The following is a 22094-nucleotide window of genomic DNA, read 5'->3' as shown; positions in this document are numbered from 1 at the left end:
CCCATGCGCGTTATGTGACTTACGACACACTTCTGCCGATGGGGTTTCGGTAAGTGAGGCCTTAAACCAATGCCGAAGGTATAGTGATGAGCAAGCAGGCCGAATTTGCGGTCATTCTGAAGATGAACCCGATGTTCGCGGACCTCGGGGCCGATGAGCTGCAGCGGCTAGCGAACCTCTGCCACACCCAGCATCTCTCGGCGGGCGAGCTGCTGTTCCAGAAGGGCGATCCCGGCAACGCGCTGTTCGGGGTGCGGCGCGGCCAGATCCGCATCGAAACCGGCGCGACCGACGGCAGCCGCCTGACGCTCAACTTCATGGGTCCCGGTGACCTGTTCGGCGAGGTCGCGGTGCTCGACGGCCAGGAGCGTACCGCCGACGCCACTGCGGGCGAGCAGACCGAGCTGTTCGTGCTGCGCCGCGAGGACTTCCTCGGCTTCCTGGAGCGCGAGCCCAAGGTCGCGATCCGGATCATCCAGCTGTTGTGCCAGCGCATCCGCTGGCAGAGCGAGCGGATGGAGGAATCGGTGCTGCAGCCGCTGCCGGTGCGGCTGGCGCGCCGGCTGTGCGCGCTGGCGGATGATTTCGGCTCCGAGGTTCACATCTCCCAGGAGCAGCTCGGCGTGTTCGTCGGCGCGGCGCGGGAGAGCGTGAACCGGCAGCTGCAGGCCTGGCGCAAGGACAAGATCCTCGACCTGCAGCGCGGCCGCATCCTGCTGCACGACCTCACCAAGCTCGGCACGATCGCGCGCAACGATTAGCTGACCTCGGCACAGCACGATGGCAAATAAGCGAATATGTCGTTTGCGGGCCGGCCTGATGGCCGGAACCGGCCATTGTGCATCGGCGCGTATCCAGCTCGGCCAAACATGATCGCATTTGGGCCACCGCGCCTCACAATTTGCGACATGAACCGTTTTTAACGATTCCAACAGGGTCAATCCGGCACCGGTGCTGTCCCCATCGTCCGCGCACATCATGCGCGGGCGATGGAGCGTGCGCCAGGCTCGAACACCATCGTTGGAAGGGAAATCATGAGTCTTGCGCTGCCGGCGATCGCGATCGCGACCAATGGTTCGGGTGTACGCTGGCGCAAGGCTCTCACGGTCTGGATCGATGCCGTCGAGGACGGCTGGGCGGTGCCGGTGCTGATCGCGGGCTTCGTCGCGGTCTGGATGGCGTATTTTTCGCTGGCCTATCTCGGCGGCGATCTCCACCAGGACGTGATCGAGACCTGGTCGCTCGGGCGCAGCTTCGAGTGGGGCTCGACCAAGCATCCGCCGCTGATGGGATGGGCCGCGTGGGCCTGGACCACGGTGTTTCCGCTCACAAACTGGTCGTTCAACCTGCTGGCGCTGACCAATGGCGCGGCCGGACTCTGGGCCGTCGACCGCATCAGCCGGCGCTTCGCGCGCGGCGACAAGCGCCTGACCGTGCTGCTGCTGCTGATGCTGCTGCCGGTCTATCAGCTGCACGCGCAGCGCTTCAACGCCAATGCGGTGCTGCTGTCGAGCTGGCCGCTCGCGACCTGGTGCTTCCTGCGCTCGTTCGAGACCCGCCACGCCGGCTGGGCGGTCGCCGCTGGCCTCACTGCCGCGCTTGCCATGCTCGGCAAGTACTACTCGATCTTCCTGATCGTGAGCTTCGCCATCGCGGCGCTGTGCCACAGCGAGCGGCGCGCCTATTTCACCTCGTCCGCGCCCTGGATCGCGGCGCTGTCCGGGCTGGCTGCGCTGGCTCCTCATATCCTGTGGCTCGCCACGACCGGCGCGCAGCCCTTCTCGCATGCGGTCGAGCACCATGTCGGCAAGTCGGCCGCGGCGGCCCTGGTCGAGGCCGGGGGATTCGTGGTCGCGATGGCCGGCATCGTCGGCATTCCCGGCCTGATCTGGCTGGCGATGACGCGGCCGCGTCCGAGCCAGGTGCTCAACGATGCGCTCAGCCTGGGCTCCGGGCTGCGGCTGCTGGCGATGATTGGCATCGGCACCGTGACGCTCCCGGCGATGGTGTCGGCGATGTTCGGCACCGACATGCCGCCGCTCTGGGGCCTGCAGGGTGTGTTCCTGTTCGTCATCGTGATCGTGTGCGGCGCCAGCTACCAGGCCCCGCGCGAGATGACCGTCAGACTCGCGGCGACGACGATCTGGATGGCCGTGCTCGCGGCCATCGTGGTTGCGCCGCTGCATGCGCTGTATCGCAACTACGTGCCCTTGAACGAGGGCCGCAATTTCTATCAGCCGGCGGCGGCCGAACTCGACCGGCTGTGGCGGACCACCTCGGACCGCCCCCTCGCCCATGTCGGCGGCGACGACGGGCTGGCCTTTGCGGCGGCGTTCTACGGCGCCGACCATCCGCGCTATGAAGCCGCGCTGGTGCACCCGCACGAGCTGCAGACGCCGAGCACGACGCTGACCGCGCAGGGCTGGGCCGCGCTGTGCTACGACGCCGACCTGTCCTGCGTCGGCGGCATGCAGCAGGCGGCGGCGCTGGCAAAGCGATCGGTCCGTGTCGACTTCACGCTCCGCACCAAGCTGTTCGGCTGGCCGGGCGCGAGCCAGGGCTTCGTCGCACTGATCGTGCCGCCTGCGACGGAGGCGCCGACCGAGAACGCTCCCGACGCGCCGCAGGATGTCAGTGCCGCCAGGCGGATGATTCCGGCCGCCGACTGACCTCGCGTGTCATTCCGCCGCCGGCGAGATCGCCGCGGGCGGCGGCGGCTTGTGGTCATGACCCGCTGCCGCGTGGTCCGCCTCGTCGGTGGCGTCGCCGGAGGAGACGACCAGCTTGCGGCCGAGCCGCGCGAACACGGATCCGACGTCGTCCATCACCAGGAACATCGCCGGCACGAACAGCAGCGACAGCACGGTCGAGAACACAAGGCCACCGATCACCGCGAGCGCCATCGGCGAGCGGAATTCGCCGCCGGCGCCGACCGCGAGCGCGCTCGGCATCATGCCGGCGACCATCGCGATCGTGGTCATCACAATCGGCCGCGCGCGCTTCATGCCGGCGTCGATGATCGCCTCGTCGCGCCTGACACCCGCATGGATCGCCTCGATCGCGAACTCGACCAGCATGATCGCGTTCTTGGTGACGATGCCCATCAGCATCATCATGCCGATATAGACGGGGATCGTGAGCTGCTTGCCGGTCAGCATCAGCGCGGCGATGGCACCACCGATCGAAAGCGGCAGCGAGAACAGGATCGTGATCGGCTGCAGGAAGGTGCCGAACAGCAGCACCAGCACCGCATAGACGATCATCAGGCCGGCCGTGATCGCCGTGATGAAGCCGGAGGCCAGCTCGTTCAGGCTCTCGGCGTCGTCGGATGGGATCAGCTTGACGCTCGCCGGCATGGTCTTTCGCACCGGCAGCTCGTCGATCAGCTTGGTGGCATCGCCGAGCGCGGCCAGACCGACGAGATCGGCGGAGACCGTCGCCTGGCGGCCGCGATCGTAACGGCTGATGCTGGTCGGCCCCTGATCGAGCTTGATGTCGGCGACCACCGCCAGCGGCACGCCACCCTTTTCGCCGAACTGGCCGAGCGGCACGCGCAATTGTTCGAGGATCTTCACGTCGCTGCGCGCGGCGTCCTCCAACTGCACCCGGATCGGCACCAGGCGGCCGCCGACGTCGTATTTCGCCAGCGCCGGCCCGACGTCGCCGATGGTGGCGACGCGGATGGTTTGCGACAGGCTCTCGGTGGACACACCGAGACGCGCGGCGAGATCGGCGCGCGGCTGCACCCGCAGCTCCGGCCGGTCGAGCGAGGTGTCGGAGACGACGTTGGAGATGATCGGAATCCGCCGCATCTGGGAGGCCAGCTCGCTCGCGACATTGTCGACCAGCTTGGGATCGGTGCCGGTCAAGACCAGCTTGATCGGGCGCAGGCCGTTCTCATCCGTGAACCAGAACCGGATGTCGGGAATGGTCTCGAGCTCCTTGGAGATCGCGAGCTCGAGTTCCTTCTGCGTGATCTTGCGCTCGGTCTTGGGCGTGTAGTTGACGATCATGCCGGCGCGGCGGACCTCCATCGCGCCCTGCAGCCGGCCGCCGTCGACGAACACGCTGCGCACCTCCGGCCGCTTGCGCAGCCGCGCCACGATCTCCTCGGTGACCTTCTCGGTATAGGCGAGCTGCGCGCCTGGCGGCAGCTCGATCGCGAGCAGCGATCGCGCGGCGTCCTGGGCCGGCAGGAAGCCTTTCGACAGCAGGGTCGTGCTCCAGATCGAGGCTGCGAAGATGCCGACGCCGAGCAGGATCGTGATGTAATAGTGCTTCACCGACCACGTCACGATGCGATGATAGGCGCGCAGGATGAAGCCCGGCGGCGGATCCTCGTGGTCGTGATGCTTCATGAAATAGGCCGCCAGCATCGGCGTCACGAAGCGCGCGGCCAAAAGCGAGAAGAACACCTGTACCGAGACGGTGATGCCGAACTGCTTGAAGAATTGCCCGGCGATGCCGGACATGAAGCTCGCCGGCGCGAAGATCGCGATGATGGTGAGGCTGATGGCGATGACCGCGAGGCCGATCTCGTCGGCGGCGTCGAGCGCGGCGCGATAGGGCGACTTGCCCATGCGCATGTGACGGACGATGTTCTCGATCTCGACGATCGCGTCGTCGACGAGAATGCCGGTCGACAGCGTGATGGCGAGGAACGAGACCATGTTCAGCGAGAAGCCGAGGATGTCCATCGCCCAGAACGCCGGGAAGATCGACAGCGGCAGCGAGATCGCCGCGATGATCGTCGCCCGGAGATCGCGCAGGAACAAGAGCACGATGATGACGGCGAGGATCGCGCCCTCGAACAGGGTCGAGATCGCCGCGTCGTAATTGCCCTTGGTGAACTCGACCGACGTATCGATCAGCTTCAGCTCGACATCGGGATGCGCGGCCTTCACCTGGTCGATGCGCTTCTGCACGGCGGCTGCGACGACCACGTCGCTGGCGCCCTTGGCACGCTTGATGCCGAGCGCCACCACCGGCTCGCCGTTGAAGCGCGCGAAGGTTCGGCGGTCGGCGATGGTGTCGGTGACGGTGCCGAGATCGGCGAGCCGGACCTCGCCGCCGCCGAACAGCGGGATCATCGTGTTCGAGAGCTCGTTGAGCGTCTTGGCACCGGCGAGCGTGCGGATCGCCTGGTCGTTCTTGCCGATCTCGGCGCGGCCGCCGGCGACGTCGACATTGGTGCCGCGCAGGCTCTGGCTGACATTGACGGCGGTGAGGCCCATCGCCTGCAGCCGGTCGGGATCGAGCGAGACCAGGATCTCGCGCTCGACACCGCCAATGCGCTCGACCTGGCTGACGCCGCGCACGCCCTGCAGCTCGCGCTTGACCACGTCGTCGACGAAGAACGACAGCTGCTCGGGCGTCTTGCCGGGCGAGATCGCGGCATAGGTGACGATCGGCAGGCCGATCTTGTCGACGCGCGAGATCAGGGGCTCGGTGACGTTCTGCGGCAGGTCCGAGCGCACCCGCGTCACGGCGTCCTTGACGTCGTTGATGGCGCGGTCGGTATTGGTCTCCAGCGCGAAGGTGATGGTCGTGACGGAGAGACCATCGGTGATCAGCGACTGGATGTGGCGGGCGCCTTCGACGCCGGAGACGCCGTCCTCGATGATCTTGGTGACCTGGGATTCAAGCTCCGACGGCGCCGCGCCGAACTGCGCCACCGCTACCGAGATCACCGGAATGTCGGCGTTCGGCAGCCGCGTCACCGCGAGCTTGGTGAAGCTCATCCAGCCCAGCACGAGCAGGATGATCGAAAAGAGAATCGACGGCAGCGGGTTCCGGATCGACCATGCCGAGATATTCAGTGCCATCAGCGTACCCGCGTGCGATCGATGTCTTCGGCGAACATGGTCTTGATCTGGTCGCCGTCATGCAGCGAGCTGCCGGCGTCGGCCACGACGACCTCGCCCTCGGCCAGGCCTTCGAGAATTTCGGTCGAGGTATCGGACACCAGCCCGACCCGAACCTTGCGCGTCTCGACGACGTCGCCCTTCACGACCTGAATGGTGAGGTGATCGATCGCCGTGTTGGGAACGGCAACGCCGCAGCTGCGCCGCGCATCGATGTTGGCGCGCGCGAACATGCCGGGCTTCAGCGAGGGATTGCTGGTGAGCGCGATCCGGACATGGCCCAGCTGCGTGGTGCGGTCGACCTGCGGGCCGACGACGCGCAGCTTCCCGACGATGTCGGGGAGATTGTCGCGGCTGATGCGCACCGGCGCGCCGGCGCTGAGCTTCAACAGATGAATGCTGGGGACTTCGGCGTCGAGTTCCAGCTCATTGTTGACGGCGATACGGAACATCGGTCCAGCCTGCGGCGAGGCCGGGACGCCGGCGATGGTGCGCACCTCGGTGACGAGGCCCGCGGCCGGCGCGCGCAGCGACACCGGCCGGCCTGCCGCCGCGGCCGGCGCCCCCGGCTGGGGCGGCGGCGGTGTCAGCCGCGCAAGCTCCTGGTTCTCGGTGACGGTGTCGCCTTCCTTCACCAGCACGTCGGTGACGCGCGAGCCTTCCTGATCGGCGCCGACCACGGCCTCGCGGCGGGGCACGACGAAGCCGGTGACGCGCACGAGATCGGAGAAGCAGGCCTTGCCAGCCTTGGTGACCAGCACCTGCGCCTGCATGCGCGGCTCTTCAGCGGTCTGATGTCCGCGATGCTCGTACAGATAATAGCCGGCGAACAGGCCGAGGAAGACCACGCCGGTCACGGCTTGCTTGACGAGTTTGGGCAGCTTCATCGGAAAATCGATCCGGTCGGCTCGAGGTGCGGACTAGCGACAGCGTATGCGGCCACGAAGGCAGTGACGAGCATCCGACGAGACGATGCGCCCCGCAAGGTTGCGGGACGCATCTCGGCTGCTCGGTACAAGGCCACGCGACCCCCAATGGCGCTTTGCAGACGCCGACTACTTGGCGGACGCCGTCTTGCTCTGCATGTTGACGACCTGGACGCGACGGTTGACCTCGGCGAGCGGCTGGGCCGGATTTTTCAGCTTGCTCTTGCCGTAGCCGACCGTGACCAGATCGGTGCCGGCGATGCCGAACTTCTCGACCAGATAGCGCTTGATCGAGTCGGCGCGGCGCTCCGACAGGTCCTGATTATAGGCATCGGCGCCGGCGGCGTCGGTATGGCCGGCGAGCACGAAGGTCGAGCCCTTCAACTCGGCGCTGGTCAGCGCGCGGCCGAGCGCCTGCACCGAGGGCAGCGACTTCTGGCTGATATTGGCGGAGTTGTAGTCGAAGGTGATCTCGAGATCGATGTTCGGCTTGGTCTTGGCGACCGCCGCGATCTCCTCGCGCTCGGCGACCGAAAGCGAGCGGGTCGAGCGGCCGCGGATGCTCTGCAGGAACTTGTCCTGCTCCGGCGCCACGGCGGGCGCGGCTGCCGCCTCGGCCGGCGGCGCCATCGACAGCCCGCGGGTCAGCGGCTTCTTCGGCCCGGCGAGGGCGCGAACGATCTGATCCTCCGTCACATCCTCGGCGGCGGAGGCCGGCGTCAGGCCGAACGACACCACGGCGCTCAAGGCTGCAGCCACCACGAGACCCGTCAGGCCGGCGGTATGGGTCGAAATCGTCTTCGGTGCGGTCATGGCCATCCCCTGTTCACGCGAACTGATCCTGCCGGCCGCGTCGCGTAGCCCCCGCTCGCGACCCCGGCTGTTCGCTCGATATGTCGATCCGGCGTGCCGCATGGTTCGAGCCGGCAGGCCGGCGCGCGCAAGAAATCAGCGGACGCCGTAGCTTTCGAACTCGCGGTCGATGTTCGGATCCATCGCCTTGGCGTTGGCGATGTCGAGCGCGCCTTCCTGCGCGGCGCCGTTGCGCTGCTTGGCGAGGCCGCGGCCGTACAGCGACGAGGTCAGCCGCGGATTGATCTTCAGCGCCGCGTCGAAATCGGCGATCGCGTTCTTGGCCGCGCCGCTCTTCAGGTTCACCAGGCCGCGGCTGTCGAGCGCGTCGACGAAATTCGGCCGCAGCCGCAGCGCCTCGTTGCAGTCGCGCAGCGCCGACTGCAGCTCGCCGACGACGGTGCGCGCCCAGCAGCGGTTGTTCAGCGCTTCGACGTCCTTCGGATTGATCCGGATGGTCTCGTCGAAATCGCGGATCGCCTGCGGATAGGCGCCCTTGCTCGCATAGACTTGGCCGCGCCGGTACAGCGCACCGGCATCCTCGGGATTGGCGGCGATCTTGGCCGTGAGGCTCTTGATCGTCGGATCTTCGGCAAACGGGTCCGGCGGCGGAACGGGCGGAGTCACCGGGGCGGTCGGCACGACCGGCGCCGTCGGGACGGTGTTCGCGATGACCGGCGAGGACGTCGGAACCGGGGTGACGGGAGGCACCGGCGGAGGCGGCGGTGTATCCACCTTCTGGACCGGAGTGGCCGTAGGCTGCGGCGACGGCACGGGGGGCAGCGGCGGCTGCGGCGTGGGCAGCGGCGGCGCCACCACGACCTGCGTCGGCGTGGGCGTTGGCGTTGGAACCGGCGGCGCGACCACATTGCTCTCGGCCGGCGGACGTCCGCCGCCGGCGCCGGGCACGAAGGAGAAGTCTTCCGCCAGCGACGACGAGATCCACGGCACCTGCTCGCTGCGCGAGGCGCGGGTGACGCCGACGCGGGTCCGGTTCAGCGTCTCCTCGGCGGTGAGATCGGGAACACGGATTTCCTTGAGCAGCTCCTGCACGAACAGGCTGCGATCGCGCCCCGTATCCGACACCACCGACGACAGCGCCGCCGAATACATCACCAGGGTGCCGCTCGGCGCGATCACCGGCGCGAGGCCGGCCGATGCGGTGCGGAAGCGCCGCTCATAGGGATTGCGCCGGGAGGCATCGAGCAGCGCGATCTTCACGCCGGCGCCGCGGCTGTTGATCTCCTGCAGCACCTGCTCGAGGCTGAAACCGTCGCGCCGCACATCGGCTTCCTGCCAGATCTGCGCATCGACCGGGATCATGTAGCTCTGCCGGCTCGACTGGATGCCGTAGCCGGAGAAGAACAGCAGCGCCACCGAACCGGGCTTGAGCTTGCCATAGAGCCGCTCGAAGCCGCGGCGCATCGCGTCGCCGGTCGCATTCTCGAGCGTCTCGACGTTGAAGCCGTCGCGCTTCAGCTCGTCGGTGAGATCGCGCGCGTCGTTGATCGGTTCCTTGAGCGGCGCATCGGCATCGGGATACTTCGCGTTGCCGATCACCAGCGCAAAGCGCTCGGCGGCCGCCATGGCGGTCTCGGAGAACGCGACGGAGAACAGCAGGCCGAGCAGCAACAGCAGGCGGAAGATCATCACGATGGCGGTCCAGCGGTCAGCAATCAGGCGCCGTCCAGCTTGCGCCGGGGCGACCATATCCCACGCGTCAGGCATTATCAAATCGCCGTGACGGCACGTCAACTGCTTGGAGCGGTTGACGAATCGTCGAGCGAGACGACCGCCCGCGTGAACCTCTTGCGAAAGCCGCGGGCCATGACACCGTCAGACCATGCCGCCGCCGAGGTCTCGCATGATGTGCGATGCCTCACACTGGGTCGCGCCAGCCGATCCGCCGGTTCGACGCGGGCGGCGATTGACCTCGCAGCGCGGCGGTGGCTCGATGCCGTCAATGCCGAAACAATCATGAGAAGGCCGTCATGGGGAACGCCACCGAGATCTATGCCTTGCGCTATGCGACGATGTCCCAGCGCACGCTGCAGATGAATTTCCTGCAGCCCGATCCGCACGACACCGTCGCGCAGGACCTCGACTATTTCGTCTGGCTGATTCGCAGCGGCGGCCGCGACATCCTGGTCGACACCGGCTTCAACGCCGCCGAGGCCGAACTGCGCCACCGCAAACTGACGCGCAATCCGGTCGATGCGCTGGCGCTGTTCGGTGTCGACGCGAGCGCGATCCGCGACATCATCGTCACGCATCTGCACTACGATCACGCCGGCAATCTCGACCGCTTCCCCAACGCGCGCTTCCATCTGCAGGAGCGCGAGATGGCCTATGCGACGGGGCGCTGCATGTGCAACGGCCTGCTGCGCCACCCGTTCTCGGTCGAGCACGTCACCACCATGGTGCGTCATGTCTATGGCGAGCGCGTCACCTTCCATAGCGGCGACGGCGAGATCGCGCCCGGCGTCACGGTGCACCGCGTCGGCGGTCATTCCGACGGCCTGCAGGTGGTGCGGGTCGAGACCGCGCGCGGCCCCGTCGTGCTCGCCTCCGACGCCGCGCATTACTACGCCAATCTGCAGCGCCGCAGCCCGTTTCCGATCGTGCTCGACATCGGCGACATGGCGCGCGGCTGGGAGATCATCGAGCGCCTCGCGGGTCATCCCGACCGCTTCATCCCGGGACACGATCCGCTGGTGACCGAGCTCTATCCGCGCGTGAACGACGCGGCCGATGCCTATGCGCTGCACGTGGCGCCGAAGCGGTCGTTTGCGACGTAGCAGCGGCTGCGCTTTGCTTGATCGAAGGCGATCGCGAGGAGCTCCGCCATCATCGCCACCCACCACCGTCATCCCGGACAAGCCGCGACGCGCGCCAGCGTGGCGTGGCGCCGATCCGGGATCCATACGCCGTGGCGGTCCTGGTGAGCACGCGCTTTGAACTACACGCCTGCCCCGAACTGCTCCCTGTGGTTATGGGTCCCGGCGTTCGCCGGGACGACAGCGGAGGTTGCCGAGGCCGCTCGGCAGATTACACTGTGCTGCAAATTCAAGCGAGCGGGATCGCAGTCCCGCTCACCGCAGCTCCACCACGGCCTTCTTCGACAGATGCTGGCCGAGGAAGGCGACGTCCCAGTTGGTCAGGCGGACGCAGCCGTGAGACTCGGACTTGCCGACCTTGGAGGGCTCGGCGGTGCCGTGGATGCCGTAGCCGTTGCCGATGGACAGGCCGATCCAATATGACCCCACCGGATTGTTCGGGCCGGGCTTGATGTCGAAGGCTTTGCGCGCCTTCACGCCCTTGAACTTGTAGTCCGGATTGTAGCGGTAGTTCGGATTGGCATCGATCGAGTCCACCTTGAAGCTGCCGACCGGGGTCGGCTTGTCGTCGCTGCCGACGGTCGCCGGGAACACCGCGACCAGCTTGCCGTCCTTGGCGAAGGCCTGCACGGTCTCGGACTGCTTGTCGATGTCGAGCCGGGTGATCTCCGGCACGGTCTCGTCCGGCTTCAGCACGTTGGCGACAGTGATGGTTTCGCCGGCCTTGTCGAAGCCGGCCTTGGGATTGAGCGCTCTTAGCAGCGCCTCGCTCATGTGGAATTTCTCGGCCAGCGCCTCGACCGGCGAGGTGTAGCCCACCCGCGGCAGGTCCTTCATGTCCTCCATGCGCTTCGGCAGCTTCTCCAGAAACGGCCCTTTCACATCGTCGCGGCTGATCGTGTAGCTGACGATCGCGGGTGCGTTGTCGCCGCGCACCAGCGCGTCCCAGACCTCCGGCGTCAGCTTCGCGTCGCCGGCCAGACCCTTGGCGCGGGCGAACGCCGCCAGCGCCTGGCGCGCATTGTCGCCGAAGCGGCCGTCGATCTCGCCGGGCGACACATGCGCGCGGTCGAGCAGCACCTGGGCGCGGATCGCCACCGGGTCCATCTTCTCCTCGGAGGGCTGCCGCTTGCGCAATTCGGCGCCGTTGACGGCGTCGGCCGTGAGGTCGGCGGCGACCGCGGGCGTGATGACAGCGAGGCAGAGCAGAAGCGGTATCCAGAGCCGAAGCATGAGGGTGATATCCAGGTGAAGACAGGCCGATCGTCGGCAGCGACAACGTGGCCATGACCGCAAAGTTCGGCGCGGTTAAGTTCTGTCGCGCTGAACGTCGCGGGCCCCTGGCGCGACTACCGAGCAATCGGGTCGGCTGGCCCGGCGGCTGCGCGTCTGCTATTTCCGCCGTGAGCCGTTCGATGACTTGGTTTTTGGGGATCGCGTTCGCATGGGACATGCCGTCACTGCCGCCACGATGCGCCGGCTGCCGATGCTCGCCGCCAGCCTGCTGGTTCTGGTCCAGGCGGCCGCGGCCGATGACGCAGCGCCGCGCGGCGCCGCGGTCAGCGTGCTCAAGGCGACCAAGGCCTGCTTCGACAACACGGTCGAGGTGTCCGGCATGGTGCTGGCGCGCGACGAGACGGCGGTGCGGCCCGACCGGCCCGGGCTGAAGGTGGCGGAGGTGCTGGTCGACGCCGGCGACACCGTCACGGCCGGGCAGAACCTGGCGCGGCTGACGCCGCCCGAAGGCGGCAGCGTCATGATCCAGGCGCCGGTCGCCGGCACCGTGCTGTCGTCGACCGCCACCATCGGCGCGTTCGCCTCGGGCCGCGGCGAGGCGCTGTTCTCGATCCTCGCGCGCAACGAATATGATTTGGTCGGGCTGGTGCCGTCAGCCCAATTGTCCAAGCTCGCGGTCAACCAGACCGCGCGCATCCGCATCGTCGGCGCCGGCGAGGTCCAGGGCAAGATCCGCCGGGTGGCGCCGACCGTCGAGCCGAACAGCCAGCTCGGACAGGCGTTCATCGGCATCACCGGCAATGCCAGGCTGCTGGTCAACGCGTTCGGCCGTGCCGCGATCAAGATCGGCCAGAGCTGCGGCGTGTCCGTGCCGCTGACGGCGGTGCTGTACGATCCCGACGGCACCGTGGTGCAGGTGGTGCGCGCCCAGCGCATCGAGACCAAGCGCGTCGAGATCGGCCTGACGGCCGGCGGCCAGGTCGAGATCCGCGACGGCCTCGCCGAAGGCGACGTCGTCGTCGCCCGCGCCGGCGCCCTGCTGCGCGAGGGTGATCCGGTGCGGCCGGTGATGGCGAGCAATTAGGGCGGACCCGTATCAGCGGCGAGGCAGAGGCACGCTGCTGCCGCAGCGGCGGTCCGCTCCCCCCTGCGGGGAGGGGTCGGGGGTGGGGGTCCACGAATTCCGCTCGATATGATGGGCGCGTGTCGTGCCGGGCGCCATCAATGAGCACAGACGCCCACGCAAAGACCTAAGGGACTCACTGAGTGCAGCGCCCGGAGACCCCCACCCCCGACCCCTCCCCGCAAGGGGGAGGGGAGCGCACCGTCAGCGTGGAAATACGGCTCACGCGGCGCTGTCAGCAGCCAAGGCAGCCTCAGCTGCCCGCGTTCGCGACCTCGGAGCCGAGGCGGATGTCCTCGACCAGGGATGAGGACACCGCGGGGACCTGCTCGCCGTCGGAATTGCGCACGATGGCGTTGCGAGTCTTGGTGAAGACGGCCTCGGCGGTCGGGCTCTTGCCGAGCTGGTTGAGCAGCTCGCCGACCAGCGCGCTGTTCTGGCCGGTGGAATCGTCGAGCACCTTGCCCGGCGTCGCCGACGACAGGATCAGCGCATTGGCGGGCGTATTGATCGGGGCGAGGCCGTGCGAATAGGCGCGGAAGCGGCGCTCGTAGGGATTGCGGCGGGCGGCGTCGATCACCACCAGCTTGGCGCGCGCACCCTTTTCGCGGACCACGTCGAGCAGCTGCTCGATGCTGGTGCCCTCGCGGCGGACGTCGGCTTCCTTCCAGATCTTGGCATCGACCGGAATCATGTAGCTCTCGCGTCCGGCCTGGATGGCGTAGCCGCCGAAGAACAGCATCACCACCGAATCCGGCTTGATCCGGGCCTTGAGGCGCTCGATCGCGCGCGCCATGTCGTCCTTGCTTGCGTCTTCGACGACGTCGACGTCGAAGCCGTCGCGGTGCAGCGCGCCGGTCAGCGCGCGCGCGTCGTTGATCGGCTGGGCGAGCGGGGCGTTGGCGTCGGGATAGTGGCCGTTGCCGATGACGAGCGCGAGCCGCGCCGCGTTGCCGTTCGACACGCGCTCGGAGGCGGCCGCTTTCGGCGACTCGAACGACCGCTTGTTCAAGGCAGCATGCGCCCCGATCGCGAGCGACACCGTGCACAGCAGCGCGGCGGCGATCACGGCCGTTCGGCGGGAGAGAGAAGGCTGCCTTGCGGTCATCACGTCAATCCTGGTCCGAGCCTGTCCATCGTGGCCAAGGGGTGAGCACCCGTGCGGGGTACGCACCCTTTGGTCGCGCGGACGCCTCTGAGGTTTGAGGGGTTGCGAGACGATGTGTCGTCGAATTGCGCGCAATTTGCGGCGCCGCAACGAAGAAAGGCTTAACCTGATCCCGCAGCGAGGGCAACATCGGAACACCATTGACTTATCAACCACTTGGGAATTAAGGCGAATTTAACCATGACGCTGACCTCTCCAGCGCCCGGGGCCGACCTTCGGACAGCCACAATGCCGCCTGATCCCTTACCTCCGCAGTGAGCCCGGTCACGTTGTCTTTGGCCGCCCCCCATGCCAGTTTGCGTCCTGCATGCGCGTGACGGGCCGTTTGCAGGGCGTTTCGAGCAGCACAGGCCGTTCGTCCCGCCCATCCCCGTCCGCACGTGACCAGCCACGAGTGCCCGCCTTGAGTTTCCCATATTTTGCCGGCGCCGCCTGCCGCGCCCTGACGGCGCGCAAAGAGGGGCCCTCGCTGTACGAGGTGTGCGACCCGATCCTGCGTCAGCCCGGCCGTGGCGACCCGCATCTGTCGACCTTCTATCGGACCGCGCTCGGCAACCCCGCGCTGCGCACGCTGCTGCGCCGGGCCGGCCTGCCGGAACTCAACGACCCCGCCCACCTCAATGCGCTGCGCGAGGCGCTGGTTCTGGCCCGCGACAATCCGACGCCCGATTGGCAGCAGGTCGGCCGCCCGGTCGCCGAGCTCGTCGACAGCATCGCGCTGCATCACCCTGCCCCGCCGCGCCGGACGGACACCGTCGTCATGCCGCCGGCGGCCGAGATCGAGCGCGTGATCCGGGCCTGCGGCGCCGACCTGCTCGGCTCCTTTGGCCGCAACGGCTTCATCCCGACCTACGCCGCCTTCAACCTGATCGGCGATCCCGACATGGGGGGGCGCGAGGTCACGATGGCGCTGCAGGGGCTGGACGCGCGCGGCTACAAGAACTCGACGTTGCTGTTCAATCTTGCCCGCGTCTTCATCGCCCGCTCGCCGGCGGCGGCGGTGATCAACCCGCCCTGGCGCGGCATCGCCGAGCCGATGTGGGAGCCGGTGCAGATCCGCCACCGCTCGGCCTATTACGACGCGTTCTTCACCGAGGCGCTGCTGAGCTATCTCGAGACCGACCTCGCCTCGTCCGAACAAAGCAGCGCGGCGCGCGGCGCGATTGCGGCGATGGTCGAATTCTGCCTCAAGACCAGCCGCGAGGAGGTGCGGGGCGCGGATGGCAAGAGCTACGACGTCGTCACCGCGCTGGCGCCGCACCCGCATCCGCGGTTCTCGCGCTTCTTCACCCAGATCAAGCAGGACCTCGGCTTCGGCGTCTACGTGCCGGACTGCGACACCACGGCGTGCTCGTTCTCGGCGGCGACACAGGCCGGCTCCGATGATCCGATCCTGAACCAGCCGCTGGTCGATTTCTACGCCGGCTATCAGGTCCGCGCCGGCGGCAACGAGCCGCGCGTGACGGTGCCGATCAACGACAACATCGACTATGAGGGCGGCGTCGCCACCTGGATCGACAGCATGGCCGGCGAGCGGCCCTACGGCAACGATCTCGACCCCACGCTGAACCTCGACGTGCTCGAAGTGTCGTTCCGCAACCTCGCGCGCTGGCAGATCCTGGAGACGCAGGCCCGGCTGGATGTCATCCGGCGCATCGTCGGCTTCCAGCTGCGGCTGGTCACCAGCGGCGCCTTCGCCGATCCGCGCTCGCACATCTATTATCTGCCGGAGCTGTACTGCGCCTATTTCGGCCGCTGCTACCACGCCTTCATGGCGCTGCCGCCGGCCGCGCGGCAGGCGATCGATCCCGGCGGCGCCTTCGAGCTGATCCGCCTGCGCGTGCTCGCTTATGTCGAGGACGAGCTGGTCGGGCGCGAGATGAACCCGTTCGACGCGGCGTTGGCGCTGATCGCGCTCGGCCATCTCGGCGGCAACGCGGCGAGCTTCGCGCCCGCCGTGCATTGCATCGTCACCAGCTTCGGCGAAGGCGGCCGGCGGCATCCGTATCGCGCCTATGAATGGAACAAGATGAAGACCCCGACGCGCATCCTGGTCGGCGGGCCGGAGGTGACCTCGGCCTTTGTGCTGATGGGTCTGGCGCTGGCGCGGCGGGTGAACGTTCGGTGAGCCGAGCCATCAGCGGCAACGGCGGTCGGCTCCCCTCCCCCTTGCGGGGAGGGGTCGGGGGTGGGGGTCCGCGAGTCCAGCTATCAATGAGATGGCGAGAAATCCTGGGCGATCTAGCTTGAGGCCTCTTTGATCTCGTGCAGTCACTGAATGCAGCGCCCGGAAACCCCCACCCCCGACCCCTCCCCGCAAGGGGGAGGGGAGTGCAGCGCCGTCGTGGTGGTTACCGAATTCCCAATGCCTGACAGCCCAGCATCGCGCGAAGTTGAGCAAGTCAGGCAATCACCGTGCTGGAACATGCGCCTGATCCGCCGCACAATCGCGGGCACCCGCCATCCTAAGGACGACCCGCCCCCGTTCATGTCGATGAAACCCGCTTTGCTCGCGCTGCTTCTGCTGCTTCCCGCCGTCGCGTCCGCCGCCGATATCACCGGCACGGCCAAGGTCCGCGAGGCCGACAGCGTGATGATTGGCACCACCCGCATCCGGCTCGGCGGCATCGATGCGCCCTCGGTCGATCAGCTCTGCCTGAACAAGGACGGCGAGCGCTGGACCTGCGGCGTGGCCGCGCGCGACGAACTCATCAAGCATGCCGACGGCAAGAGCTGGGTGTGCCACCCGCGCTCGATCGACCGCCGCGGCCGCCAGGTGGCGCGCTGCGATGTCGACGGCGAGGACGTCCAGAAATGGCTGGTGCAGCACGGTTGGGCGCTGGCCTATCGCACCCTCTCGCACGACTACGAGCCTGACGAGGCCGAGGCGCGCGCCGCCAAGGCCGGGATGTGGCAGGGCGCGTTCATCGCGCCGTGGGACTGGCGGGTGCGCAACAAGAAGACCACCGTTCTCGGCGCGACCAAGCCGCCGGAAGGCGCCAAGGCCATCCTGCTTGCGTCGGCCTCCGGGCCCGTGGCGCCGTCGCCCGACTGCACCATCAAGGGCAACGTCAACGGCGCCGGCGAGTGCATCTATCACACGCCGAAGAGCCGCTGGTACGCCCAGATCAGGATGCGCGTCGCCAAGGGCACGCGCTGGTTCTGCTCGGTCGAGGAGGCCGAGGCCGCCGGCTGCCGCGAGACCCGGCGCTAGTCCGGACGGCCGCGGCATGCCAGCCTCCCGGCTTCCCCGGCTTTTCTTATGCCGCCGCGCCACGTAAAACGGTCTCAGGCTCCGCGTGTGAGAGCTCGCCACCCCAATCGCAAGACCACATCGCGCCACATCACATCGTCCATATCACTTCGCCCAAACCACTTCGCCTGAGGACACTGACAATGACCGTTCGCGCGGGCCGGGAGTTTCTGGCCATCCCGGGACCCACCACGATGCCCGACGAGGTGTTGCAGGCGATGCACCGCCCGGCCCTCGACATCTACTCCAAGCAGATGGTGGAGCTGACCGACGGCATCATGTCCGACCTCGGCCGCCTCTTCGCCACCAAGGGCAAGACCTACATCTATATCGCCAACGGCCACGGCGCCTGGGAGGCCGTGCTCTCCAACGTGCTGTCGCGCGGCGACAAGGTGCTGGTGCTGGAGAGCGGCCGCTTCGCGATCGGCTGGGGCAACGCGGCGAAGGCGATGGGCGCCGAGGTCGAGGTGCTCCGCGGCGACTGGCGCCGCGCGGTGCGTCCCGCCGAGGTCGAGGCGCGGCTGCGCGCCGACAAGGAGCACACCATCAAGGCCATCGTCGTGGCGCAGATCGACACGGCCTCGGGCGTCGTCAACGACGTCGAGGCGATCGGCCGCGCGGTCAAGGCCTCGGGCCACCCTGCCCTCTACATGGTCGACACCGTGGCCTCGCTCGGCTGCATGCCGTTCGAGATGGACGCCTGGCACATCGACGTCGCGATGTCCGGCTCGCAGAAGGGCCTGATGACCCCGCCCGGCCTCGGCTTCGTCGCCGCCAACGACCGTGCGCTGGAGGCGCACAAGCGCGCCAACCTGCGCACCCCGTATTGGGACTGGAGCGAGCGCGAGGGCGCCGAGCATTATCGCAAATATGGCGGCACGGCTCCCGTGCATCTGCTGTTCGCGCTGCGTCAGGCCATGGACATGCTGTTCGCGGAGGGGCTGCCGCACGCCTTCCGCCGGCACCAGTTGCTCGCCGAGGCCGTGCGCCGCGCGGTGGCGAAGTGGAGCGAGGGCCAAGTGATCGGCTTCAACATCGAGGACGCCGCCGAGCGCTCCAATACGGTGACGACGGTGCTGGTCGGCGAGGGCTATGATCCGGCCGTGCTGCAGACCTATTGCAAGGAGCAGTGCGGTGTCGTGCTCGGCACCGGCATCGGCGATCTCAGCGGCAAGGCCTTCCGCATCGCCCATATGGGCCATGTCAACGCGCCGATGGTGCTGGGCACGCTCGGCGTGATCGAGATGGCGCTGGTGGCGTTGAAGATCCCGCACGGCCGCGGCGGCCTGGATGCCGCGATCCAGTGGCTCGGCGAGAGCGTGACCGCATAAGGACCGACATGACCGATCACAGCACCAAGGCGCCGGTGGCGCCGCGCCGGCCGCATTCCTTCACCCGTTACGGCATCACCGTCCAGGACGACTATGCCTGGCTGAAGGATGCGCGCTGGCAGGAGGTGCTGCACGATCCCACGCTGCTCGATGCGGATATCCGCGCCTATCTCGAAGCCGAGAACGGCTATGCCGAGTCCGTGCTCGGCCACACCGCGCCGCTGCAGAAAAAGATCGTCGCGGAGATGCGCGGCCGTATCAAGGAGGACGATTCCTCGGTGCCCTCGCCGGACGGTCCCTACGCGTATTTCCGCAAGTACCGCGAAGGCGGCCAGCACGAGTTGTTCTGCCGGACGCCGCGCCATGGCGGCGCCGAGACCATCGGGCTCGACGGCGATGCGCTGGCGCGCGGCCACGACTACTTCAAGTTCGGCGGCAGCCGGCATTCGCACGACCACAGGCTCGTGGCCTGGAGCGCCGACACCAAGGGCTCGGAATATTTCACGATCCGCGTCCGCGACTGGGATGGCGGCGACGATCTCGCCGACATCGTCGAGGAGACCGACGGCGGCGTGGTGTGGTCGCGCGACTGCAAGAGCTTCTTCTACGTCAAGCTCGACGACAATCACCGCCCGATGCAGGTCTGGCGGCACAAGCTCGGCACCAAACAGGCCGACGACGTGCTGGTGTATGAGGAGAAGGACACCGGCTGGTTCACGCATGTGCACGAGTCGACGTCCGGCCGGTTCTGCGTCATCGCCGGCGGCGATCACGAAACCTCCGAACAGAGGCTGATCGATCTCGATGCGCCCGAAGCACCGCCGCGGCTCGTCGCCGCGCGCGAGACCGGTGTGCAATATTCGATCGCGGATCGCGGCAACGAGCTGTTCATTCTCACCAATGCCGACGGCGCGATCGACTTCAAGATCGTGACGGCGCCGCTCGCCTCGCCGGAACGCGCCAATTGGCGCGACCTCATTCCGCACCGCGCCGGCATCTACGTGCTCGACCACGATCTCTATTCGGGCCATCTGGTGCGGCTGGAGCGCGCCAACGCGCTGCCGTCGATCGTGATCCGCGATCTCAAATCCGGTGAGGAGCACGCGATCGCTTTCGACGAGGGCGCCTATTCGCTGGACGCGATGGGCTCCTACGAGTTCGACACCACCAACCTGCGCTTCGCCTATTCGTCGATGACGACGCCGTCGGAGGTGTGGGACTACGACATGGTGACGCGCGCGAAGACCCTGCGCAAGCGCCAGGAGATTCCGTCCGGACACGATCCGGCCGACTACATCACCACGCGCATCATGGCCAAGGCAGTTGACGGCGCCGAGGTGCCGGTGTCGCTGCTGCACCGGCGCGACTTCAAGGCGGACGGCTCGGCGCCGCTGCTGCTCTATGGCTACGGCTCCTACGGCCATGCGATGCCGGCCTCGTTCTCGGCCAACCGGCTGTCGCTGGTCGACCGCGGCTTCGTCTATGCAATCGCCCACATTCGCGGCGGCACCGACAAGGGCTGGGGCTGGTACCTCGATGGCAAGCGCGAGAAGAAGACCAACAGTTTTGACGATTTCGCGGCCAGCGCCCGCGCGCTGATCGCGGCGAAGTACACCAGCCCGAAACGGATCGTCGGCCATGGCGGCAGCGCCGGCGGCATGCTGATGGGCGCCGTCGCGAACCGCTCGGGCGAGCTGTTCGCCGGCATCGTCGCCGAGGTGCCGTTCGTCGACGTGCTCAACACCATGCTCGACGACACCCTGCCGCTGACGCCGCCCGAATGGCCCGAATGGGGTAACCCGATCGAGAGCGAAAAGGACTTTCGCACCATCCTGTCCTACTCGCCCTACGACAATGTCGCGGCCAAGGACTATCCGGCGATCCTGGCGATGGCCGGCCTGACCGACCCGCGCGTGACCTATTGGGAGCCGGCGAAATGGATCGCGCGGCTGCGCGCGACGATGACATCGGGCGGTCCTGTGGTGTTGCGCACCAACATGGGCGCCGGCCACGGCGGCGCCTCCGGCCGCTTCAACCGGCTCGACGAGATCGCGATCGTCTATGCGTTCGCGCTATGGGCGGTGGGGATGGCCGACAAGACGGCGTGAGCCGTCGTCGGAGCGACGACCGGGCCGGTGCCGAGCCTCACACCATCTGCTCGGCCACCACCATGTAGTTCACGTCCATGTCGCTCGACAGGCTCCAGCGATCGGCGAACGGGCTGTAGACGACGCCGCTCTGCTCGGTGATGACCAGGCGGTTGTCGAGCAGGTATTTGGTCAGTTCGTCCGGGGTGACGAACTTGCTCCATTCATGGGTGCCGCGCGGCAGCCAGCGCAGCACATATTCGGCGCCGACGATGGCGAGCGCAAAGCTCTTCCAATTGCGGTTGAGGGTCGAGACCACCATCAGGCCGCCGGGCTTGAGCACGGCGGCGCAGCGGCCGAGGAAGGCGCTGACGTCGGTGACGTGCTCGACCACTTCCATCGCCAGCACGATGTCGAAGCGCTCGCGCGGGTCCATCTCCTCGATCGTGGTGCAGCGGTAGTCGATCGACAGATGCCCCTTCTCGGCATGCAGCTTGGCGGCGGCGATGTTGCTGGCCGAGGGATCGACGCCGACGACCTGCGCGCCCAGCCGCGTGAACGGTTCGCACAGCAGCCCGGCGCCGCAGCCGATGTCGAGCATGCGCAAGCCCGAGAGGCAGTTGAGGCTCTTGGCGTTGCGCTCGAATTTCCGGCAGGCGGCATCGCGGATGTAGGTCAGGCGAAGCGGATTGATCTTGTGCAGCGGCGCCATCTTGCCCTTCGGATCCCACCAGGTCTCGGACAGCTTCGAGAACTTGGCGATCTCCGCCGGATCGACCGTCGAGCCGGGCGGAACAGGGGTGCTGCGGGAATCCTGAGGCATTGTCATCGCTGCATACTCAAATGATCGAAGCTGGGGCGTCGGCGGCTAGCGCGCCGTGATGGCGTTGCGGAACGCCAGCGGCTCCGCGATGGTCGCAATGGTCTCCTTGCCTTCGCCCACGCCCAAGATGGTGACGTCGCCGTAATTGAGAAGCCGTCCCATGATCGTCTGGTTGACGTCGACGCTCTCGACCTTGTCGAGCGCCATCTCGAAGGTACGGCGGCGGATGAAGCCGGTTTTGTGGACGACGCGACGGTTGGTGACGTCGGTCTCGGTGGTCAGGCGGTGGAACCAGGCGCGCACGGTCCAGTACAGGGCCACCACCGCGATGACAGCGGCCGTCGCCAGCGACAGCATCACGAGATTGTCGTTCAGGGTCATGCGCGAGGCGACGAGCAGCCCGAACACGACGATCCAGGCTCCGATGGCGGGCAGGTAGAACATCCAGTGCGCATTGGTCGAATACAGCACCTTCTCGCCGGGTTGCAGGATTTCGTCGATGTAACGCGCCATACCAGTCCTCTACCTCACCCCATCACCACAAGGAACCGTCTTGCCCCCGGCCGCGACGCTATGTATACGCGCGTTTCGGCT

The 22094-nt window shown here is 67.4% G+C and carries 16 protein-coding genes; 8 read left to right on the top strand and 8 right to left on the bottom strand.

The genetic code is table 11. The annotated features are described in order from the left end of the window. Positions 1–86: 86 nt before the first annotated feature. Both ACQR1Y_RS09715 and ACQR1Y_RS09710 read left to right on the top strand, forming a co-directional pair. Positions 87–761 (top strand): Crp/Fnr family transcriptional regulator, encoded by a 675-nt coding sequence (locus ACQR1Y_RS09715; protein ID WP_434876152.1) that lies wholly within the window; start codon positions 87–89, stop codon positions 759–761. A 273-nt stretch (positions 762–1034) separates the two neighbouring features. Further along, on the top strand, positions 1035–2669 hold the full coding sequence (locus ACQR1Y_RS09710) for a glycosyltransferase family 39 protein (RefSeq protein ID WP_434876153.1): 1635 nt from the start codon (positions 1035–1037) through the stop codon (positions 2667–2669). A gap of 9 nt (positions 2670–2678) precedes the next feature. Here the strand turns inward: ACQR1Y_RS09710 and ACQR1Y_RS09705 are convergent, their stop codons facing one another. The 4 genes from ACQR1Y_RS09705 to ACQR1Y_RS09690 form a co-directional block, all read right to left on the bottom strand. Beyond that, complete coding sequence (locus ACQR1Y_RS09705) at positions 2679–5825, bottom strand: efflux RND transporter permease subunit (RefSeq protein WP_434858261.1); 3147 nt, start codon at positions 5823–5825, stop codon at positions 2679–2681. Next, a complete protein-coding gene (locus ACQR1Y_RS09700) occupies positions 5825–6751 on the bottom strand; it encodes an efflux RND transporter periplasmic adaptor subunit (protein ID WP_434858260.1) in 927 nt (308 codons plus the stop codon). The genes ACQR1Y_RS09705 and ACQR1Y_RS09700 overlap by 1 nt, the downstream gene beginning before the upstream one ends. 168 nt (positions 6752–6919) lie before the next feature. After that, positions 6920–7603: an OmpA family protein gene (locus tag ACQR1Y_RS09695; RefSeq protein WP_434876154.1), complete on the bottom strand. Its 684-nt coding sequence runs from the start codon at positions 7601–7603 to the stop codon at positions 6920–6922. A 135-nt stretch (positions 7604–7738) separates the two neighbouring features. Then, positions 7739–9292, bottom strand: coding sequence for a caspase family protein (locus tag ACQR1Y_RS09690; protein WP_434876335.1), 1554 nt, complete (start codon positions 9290–9292; stop codon positions 7739–7741). Positions 9293–9633: 341 nt separating this feature from the next. Here ACQR1Y_RS09690 and ACQR1Y_RS09685 point away from each other — a divergent pair, with 341 nt between their 5' ends. Further along, on the top strand, positions 9634–10440 hold the full coding sequence (locus tag ACQR1Y_RS09685) for an N-acyl homoserine lactonase family protein (RefSeq protein WP_434858258.1): 807 nt from the start codon (positions 9634–9636) through the stop codon (positions 10438–10440). A gap of 294 nt (positions 10441–10734) precedes the next feature. Here ACQR1Y_RS09685 and ACQR1Y_RS09680 read toward each other — a convergent pair whose 3' ends face one another. Further along, positions 10735–11712, bottom strand: a complete 978-nt coding sequence (locus ACQR1Y_RS09680) for a L,D-transpeptidase family protein (RefSeq protein WP_434876155.1) — start codon at positions 11710–11712, stop codon at positions 10735–10737. A gap of 211 nt (positions 11713–11923) precedes the next feature. On the opposite strand from ACQR1Y_RS09680, the gene ACQR1Y_RS09675 reads away from it, so the two are divergent. Next, positions 11924–12799 (top strand): efflux RND transporter periplasmic adaptor subunit, encoded by an 876-nt coding sequence (locus tag ACQR1Y_RS09675; protein ID WP_434876156.1) that lies wholly within the window; start codon positions 11924–11926, stop codon positions 12797–12799. Between the two features lie 292 nt (positions 12800–13091). Here ACQR1Y_RS09675 and ACQR1Y_RS09670 read toward each other — a convergent pair whose 3' ends face one another. Next, positions 13092–13946, bottom strand: a complete 855-nt coding sequence (locus tag ACQR1Y_RS09670; RefSeq protein ID WP_434876157.1) for a caspase family protein — start codon at positions 13944–13946, stop codon at positions 13092–13094. A 463-nt stretch (positions 13947–14409) separates the two neighbouring features. On the opposite strand from ACQR1Y_RS09670, the gene ACQR1Y_RS09665 reads away from it, so the two are divergent. From ACQR1Y_RS09665 to ACQR1Y_RS09650, 4 genes are all read left to right on the top strand, one after another. Next, positions 14410–16134, top strand: a complete 1725-nt coding sequence (locus tag ACQR1Y_RS09665) for a hypothetical protein (RefSeq protein ID WP_434876158.1) — start codon at positions 14410–14412, stop codon at positions 16132–16134. Positions 16135–16494: 360 nt separating this feature from the next. After that, complete coding sequence (locus ACQR1Y_RS09660; RefSeq protein ID WP_434876159.1) at positions 16495–17220, top strand: thermonuclease family protein; 726 nt, start codon at positions 16495–16497, stop codon at positions 17218–17220. 182 nt (positions 17221–17402) lie between these two features. After that, on the top strand, positions 17403–18590 hold the full coding sequence (locus tag ACQR1Y_RS09655; protein WP_434876160.1) for a pyridoxal-phosphate-dependent aminotransferase family protein: 1188 nt from the start codon (positions 17403–17405) through the stop codon (positions 18588–18590). Between the two features lie 8 nt (positions 18591–18598). Continuing rightward, positions 18599–20698, top strand: coding sequence for a S9 family peptidase (locus ACQR1Y_RS09650; RefSeq protein ID WP_434876161.1), 2100 nt, complete (start codon positions 18599–18601; stop codon positions 20696–20698). A gap of 37 nt (positions 20699–20735) precedes the next feature. Here ACQR1Y_RS09650 and ubiG read toward each other — a convergent pair whose 3' ends face one another. Further along, positions 20736–21500, bottom strand: coding sequence for a bifunctional 2-polyprenyl-6-hydroxyphenol methylase/3-demethylubiquinol 3-O-methyltransferase UbiG (gene ubiG, locus ACQR1Y_RS09645; protein ID WP_434876162.1), 765 nt, complete (start codon positions 21498–21500; stop codon positions 20736–20738). Between the two features lie 45 nt (positions 21501–21545). Next, positions 21546–22013, bottom strand: a complete 468-nt coding sequence (locus tag ACQR1Y_RS09640) for a PH domain-containing protein (RefSeq protein ID WP_434876163.1) — start codon at positions 22011–22013, stop codon at positions 21546–21548. Positions 22014–22094 lie beyond the last annotated feature (81 nt).

It is taken from the genome of Bradyrhizobium sp. HKCCYLRH3099, assembly GCF_051167855.1.
Lineage (GTDB): Bacteria > Pseudomonadota > Alphaproteobacteria > Rhizobiales > Xanthobacteraceae > Bradyrhizobium.
This window is presented reverse-complemented; position numbering and strand designations above follow the sequence as displayed.

Coding starts and splice junctions, on each gene's coding strand:
- ACQR1Y_RS09695 (WP_434876154.1), bottom strand. CDS start 7,603: ATGACCGCACCGAAGACGATTTCGACCCATACCGCCGGCCTGACGGGT.
- ACQR1Y_RS09690 (WP_434876335.1), bottom strand. CDS start 9,292: ATGATCTTCCGCCTGCTGTTGCTGCTCGGCCTGCTGTTCTCCGTCGCG.
- ACQR1Y_RS09700 (WP_434858260.1), bottom strand. CDS start 6,751: ATGAAGCTGCCCAAACTCGTCAAGCAAGCCGTGACCGGCGTGGTCTTC.
- ubiG (WP_434876162.1), bottom strand. CDS start 21,500: ATGCCTCAGGATTCCCGCAGCACCCCTGTTCCGCCCGGCTCGACGGTC.
- ACQR1Y_RS09640 (WP_434876163.1), bottom strand. CDS start 22,013: ATGGCGCGTTACATCGACGAAATCCTGCAACCCGGCGAGAAGGTGCTG.
- ACQR1Y_RS09660 (WP_434876159.1), top strand. CDS start 16,495: ATGTCGATGAAACCCGCTTTGCTCGCGCTGCTTCTGCTGCTTCCCGCC.
- ACQR1Y_RS09705 (WP_434858261.1), bottom strand. CDS start 5,825: ATGGCACTGAATATCTCGGCATGGTCGATCCGGAACCCGCTGCCGTCG.
- ACQR1Y_RS09655 (WP_434876160.1), top strand. CDS start 17,403: ATGACCGTTCGCGCGGGCCGGGAGTTTCTGGCCATCCCGGGACCCACC.
- ACQR1Y_RS09670 (WP_434876157.1), bottom strand. CDS start 13,946: ATGACCGCAAGGCAGCCTTCTCTCTCCCGCCGAACGGCCGTGATCGCC.
- ACQR1Y_RS09710 (WP_434876153.1), top strand. CDS start 1,035: ATGAGTCTTGCGCTGCCGGCGATCGCGATCGCGACCAATGGTTCGGGT.
- ACQR1Y_RS09685 (WP_434858258.1), top strand. CDS start 9,634: ATGGGGAACGCCACCGAGATCTATGCCTTGCGCTATGCGACGATGTCC.
- ACQR1Y_RS09680 (WP_434876155.1), bottom strand. CDS start 11,712: ATGCTTCGGCTCTGGATACCGCTTCTGCTCTGCCTCGCTGTCATCACG.
- ACQR1Y_RS09650 (WP_434876161.1), top strand. CDS start 18,599: ATGACCGATCACAGCACCAAGGCGCCGGTGGCGCCGCGCCGGCCGCAT.
- ACQR1Y_RS09715 (WP_434876152.1), top strand. CDS start 87: ATGAGCAAGCAGGCCGAATTTGCGGTCATTCTGAAGATGAACCCGATG.
- ACQR1Y_RS09675 (WP_434876156.1), top strand. CDS start 11,924: ATGGGACATGCCGTCACTGCCGCCACGATGCGCCGGCTGCCGATGCTC.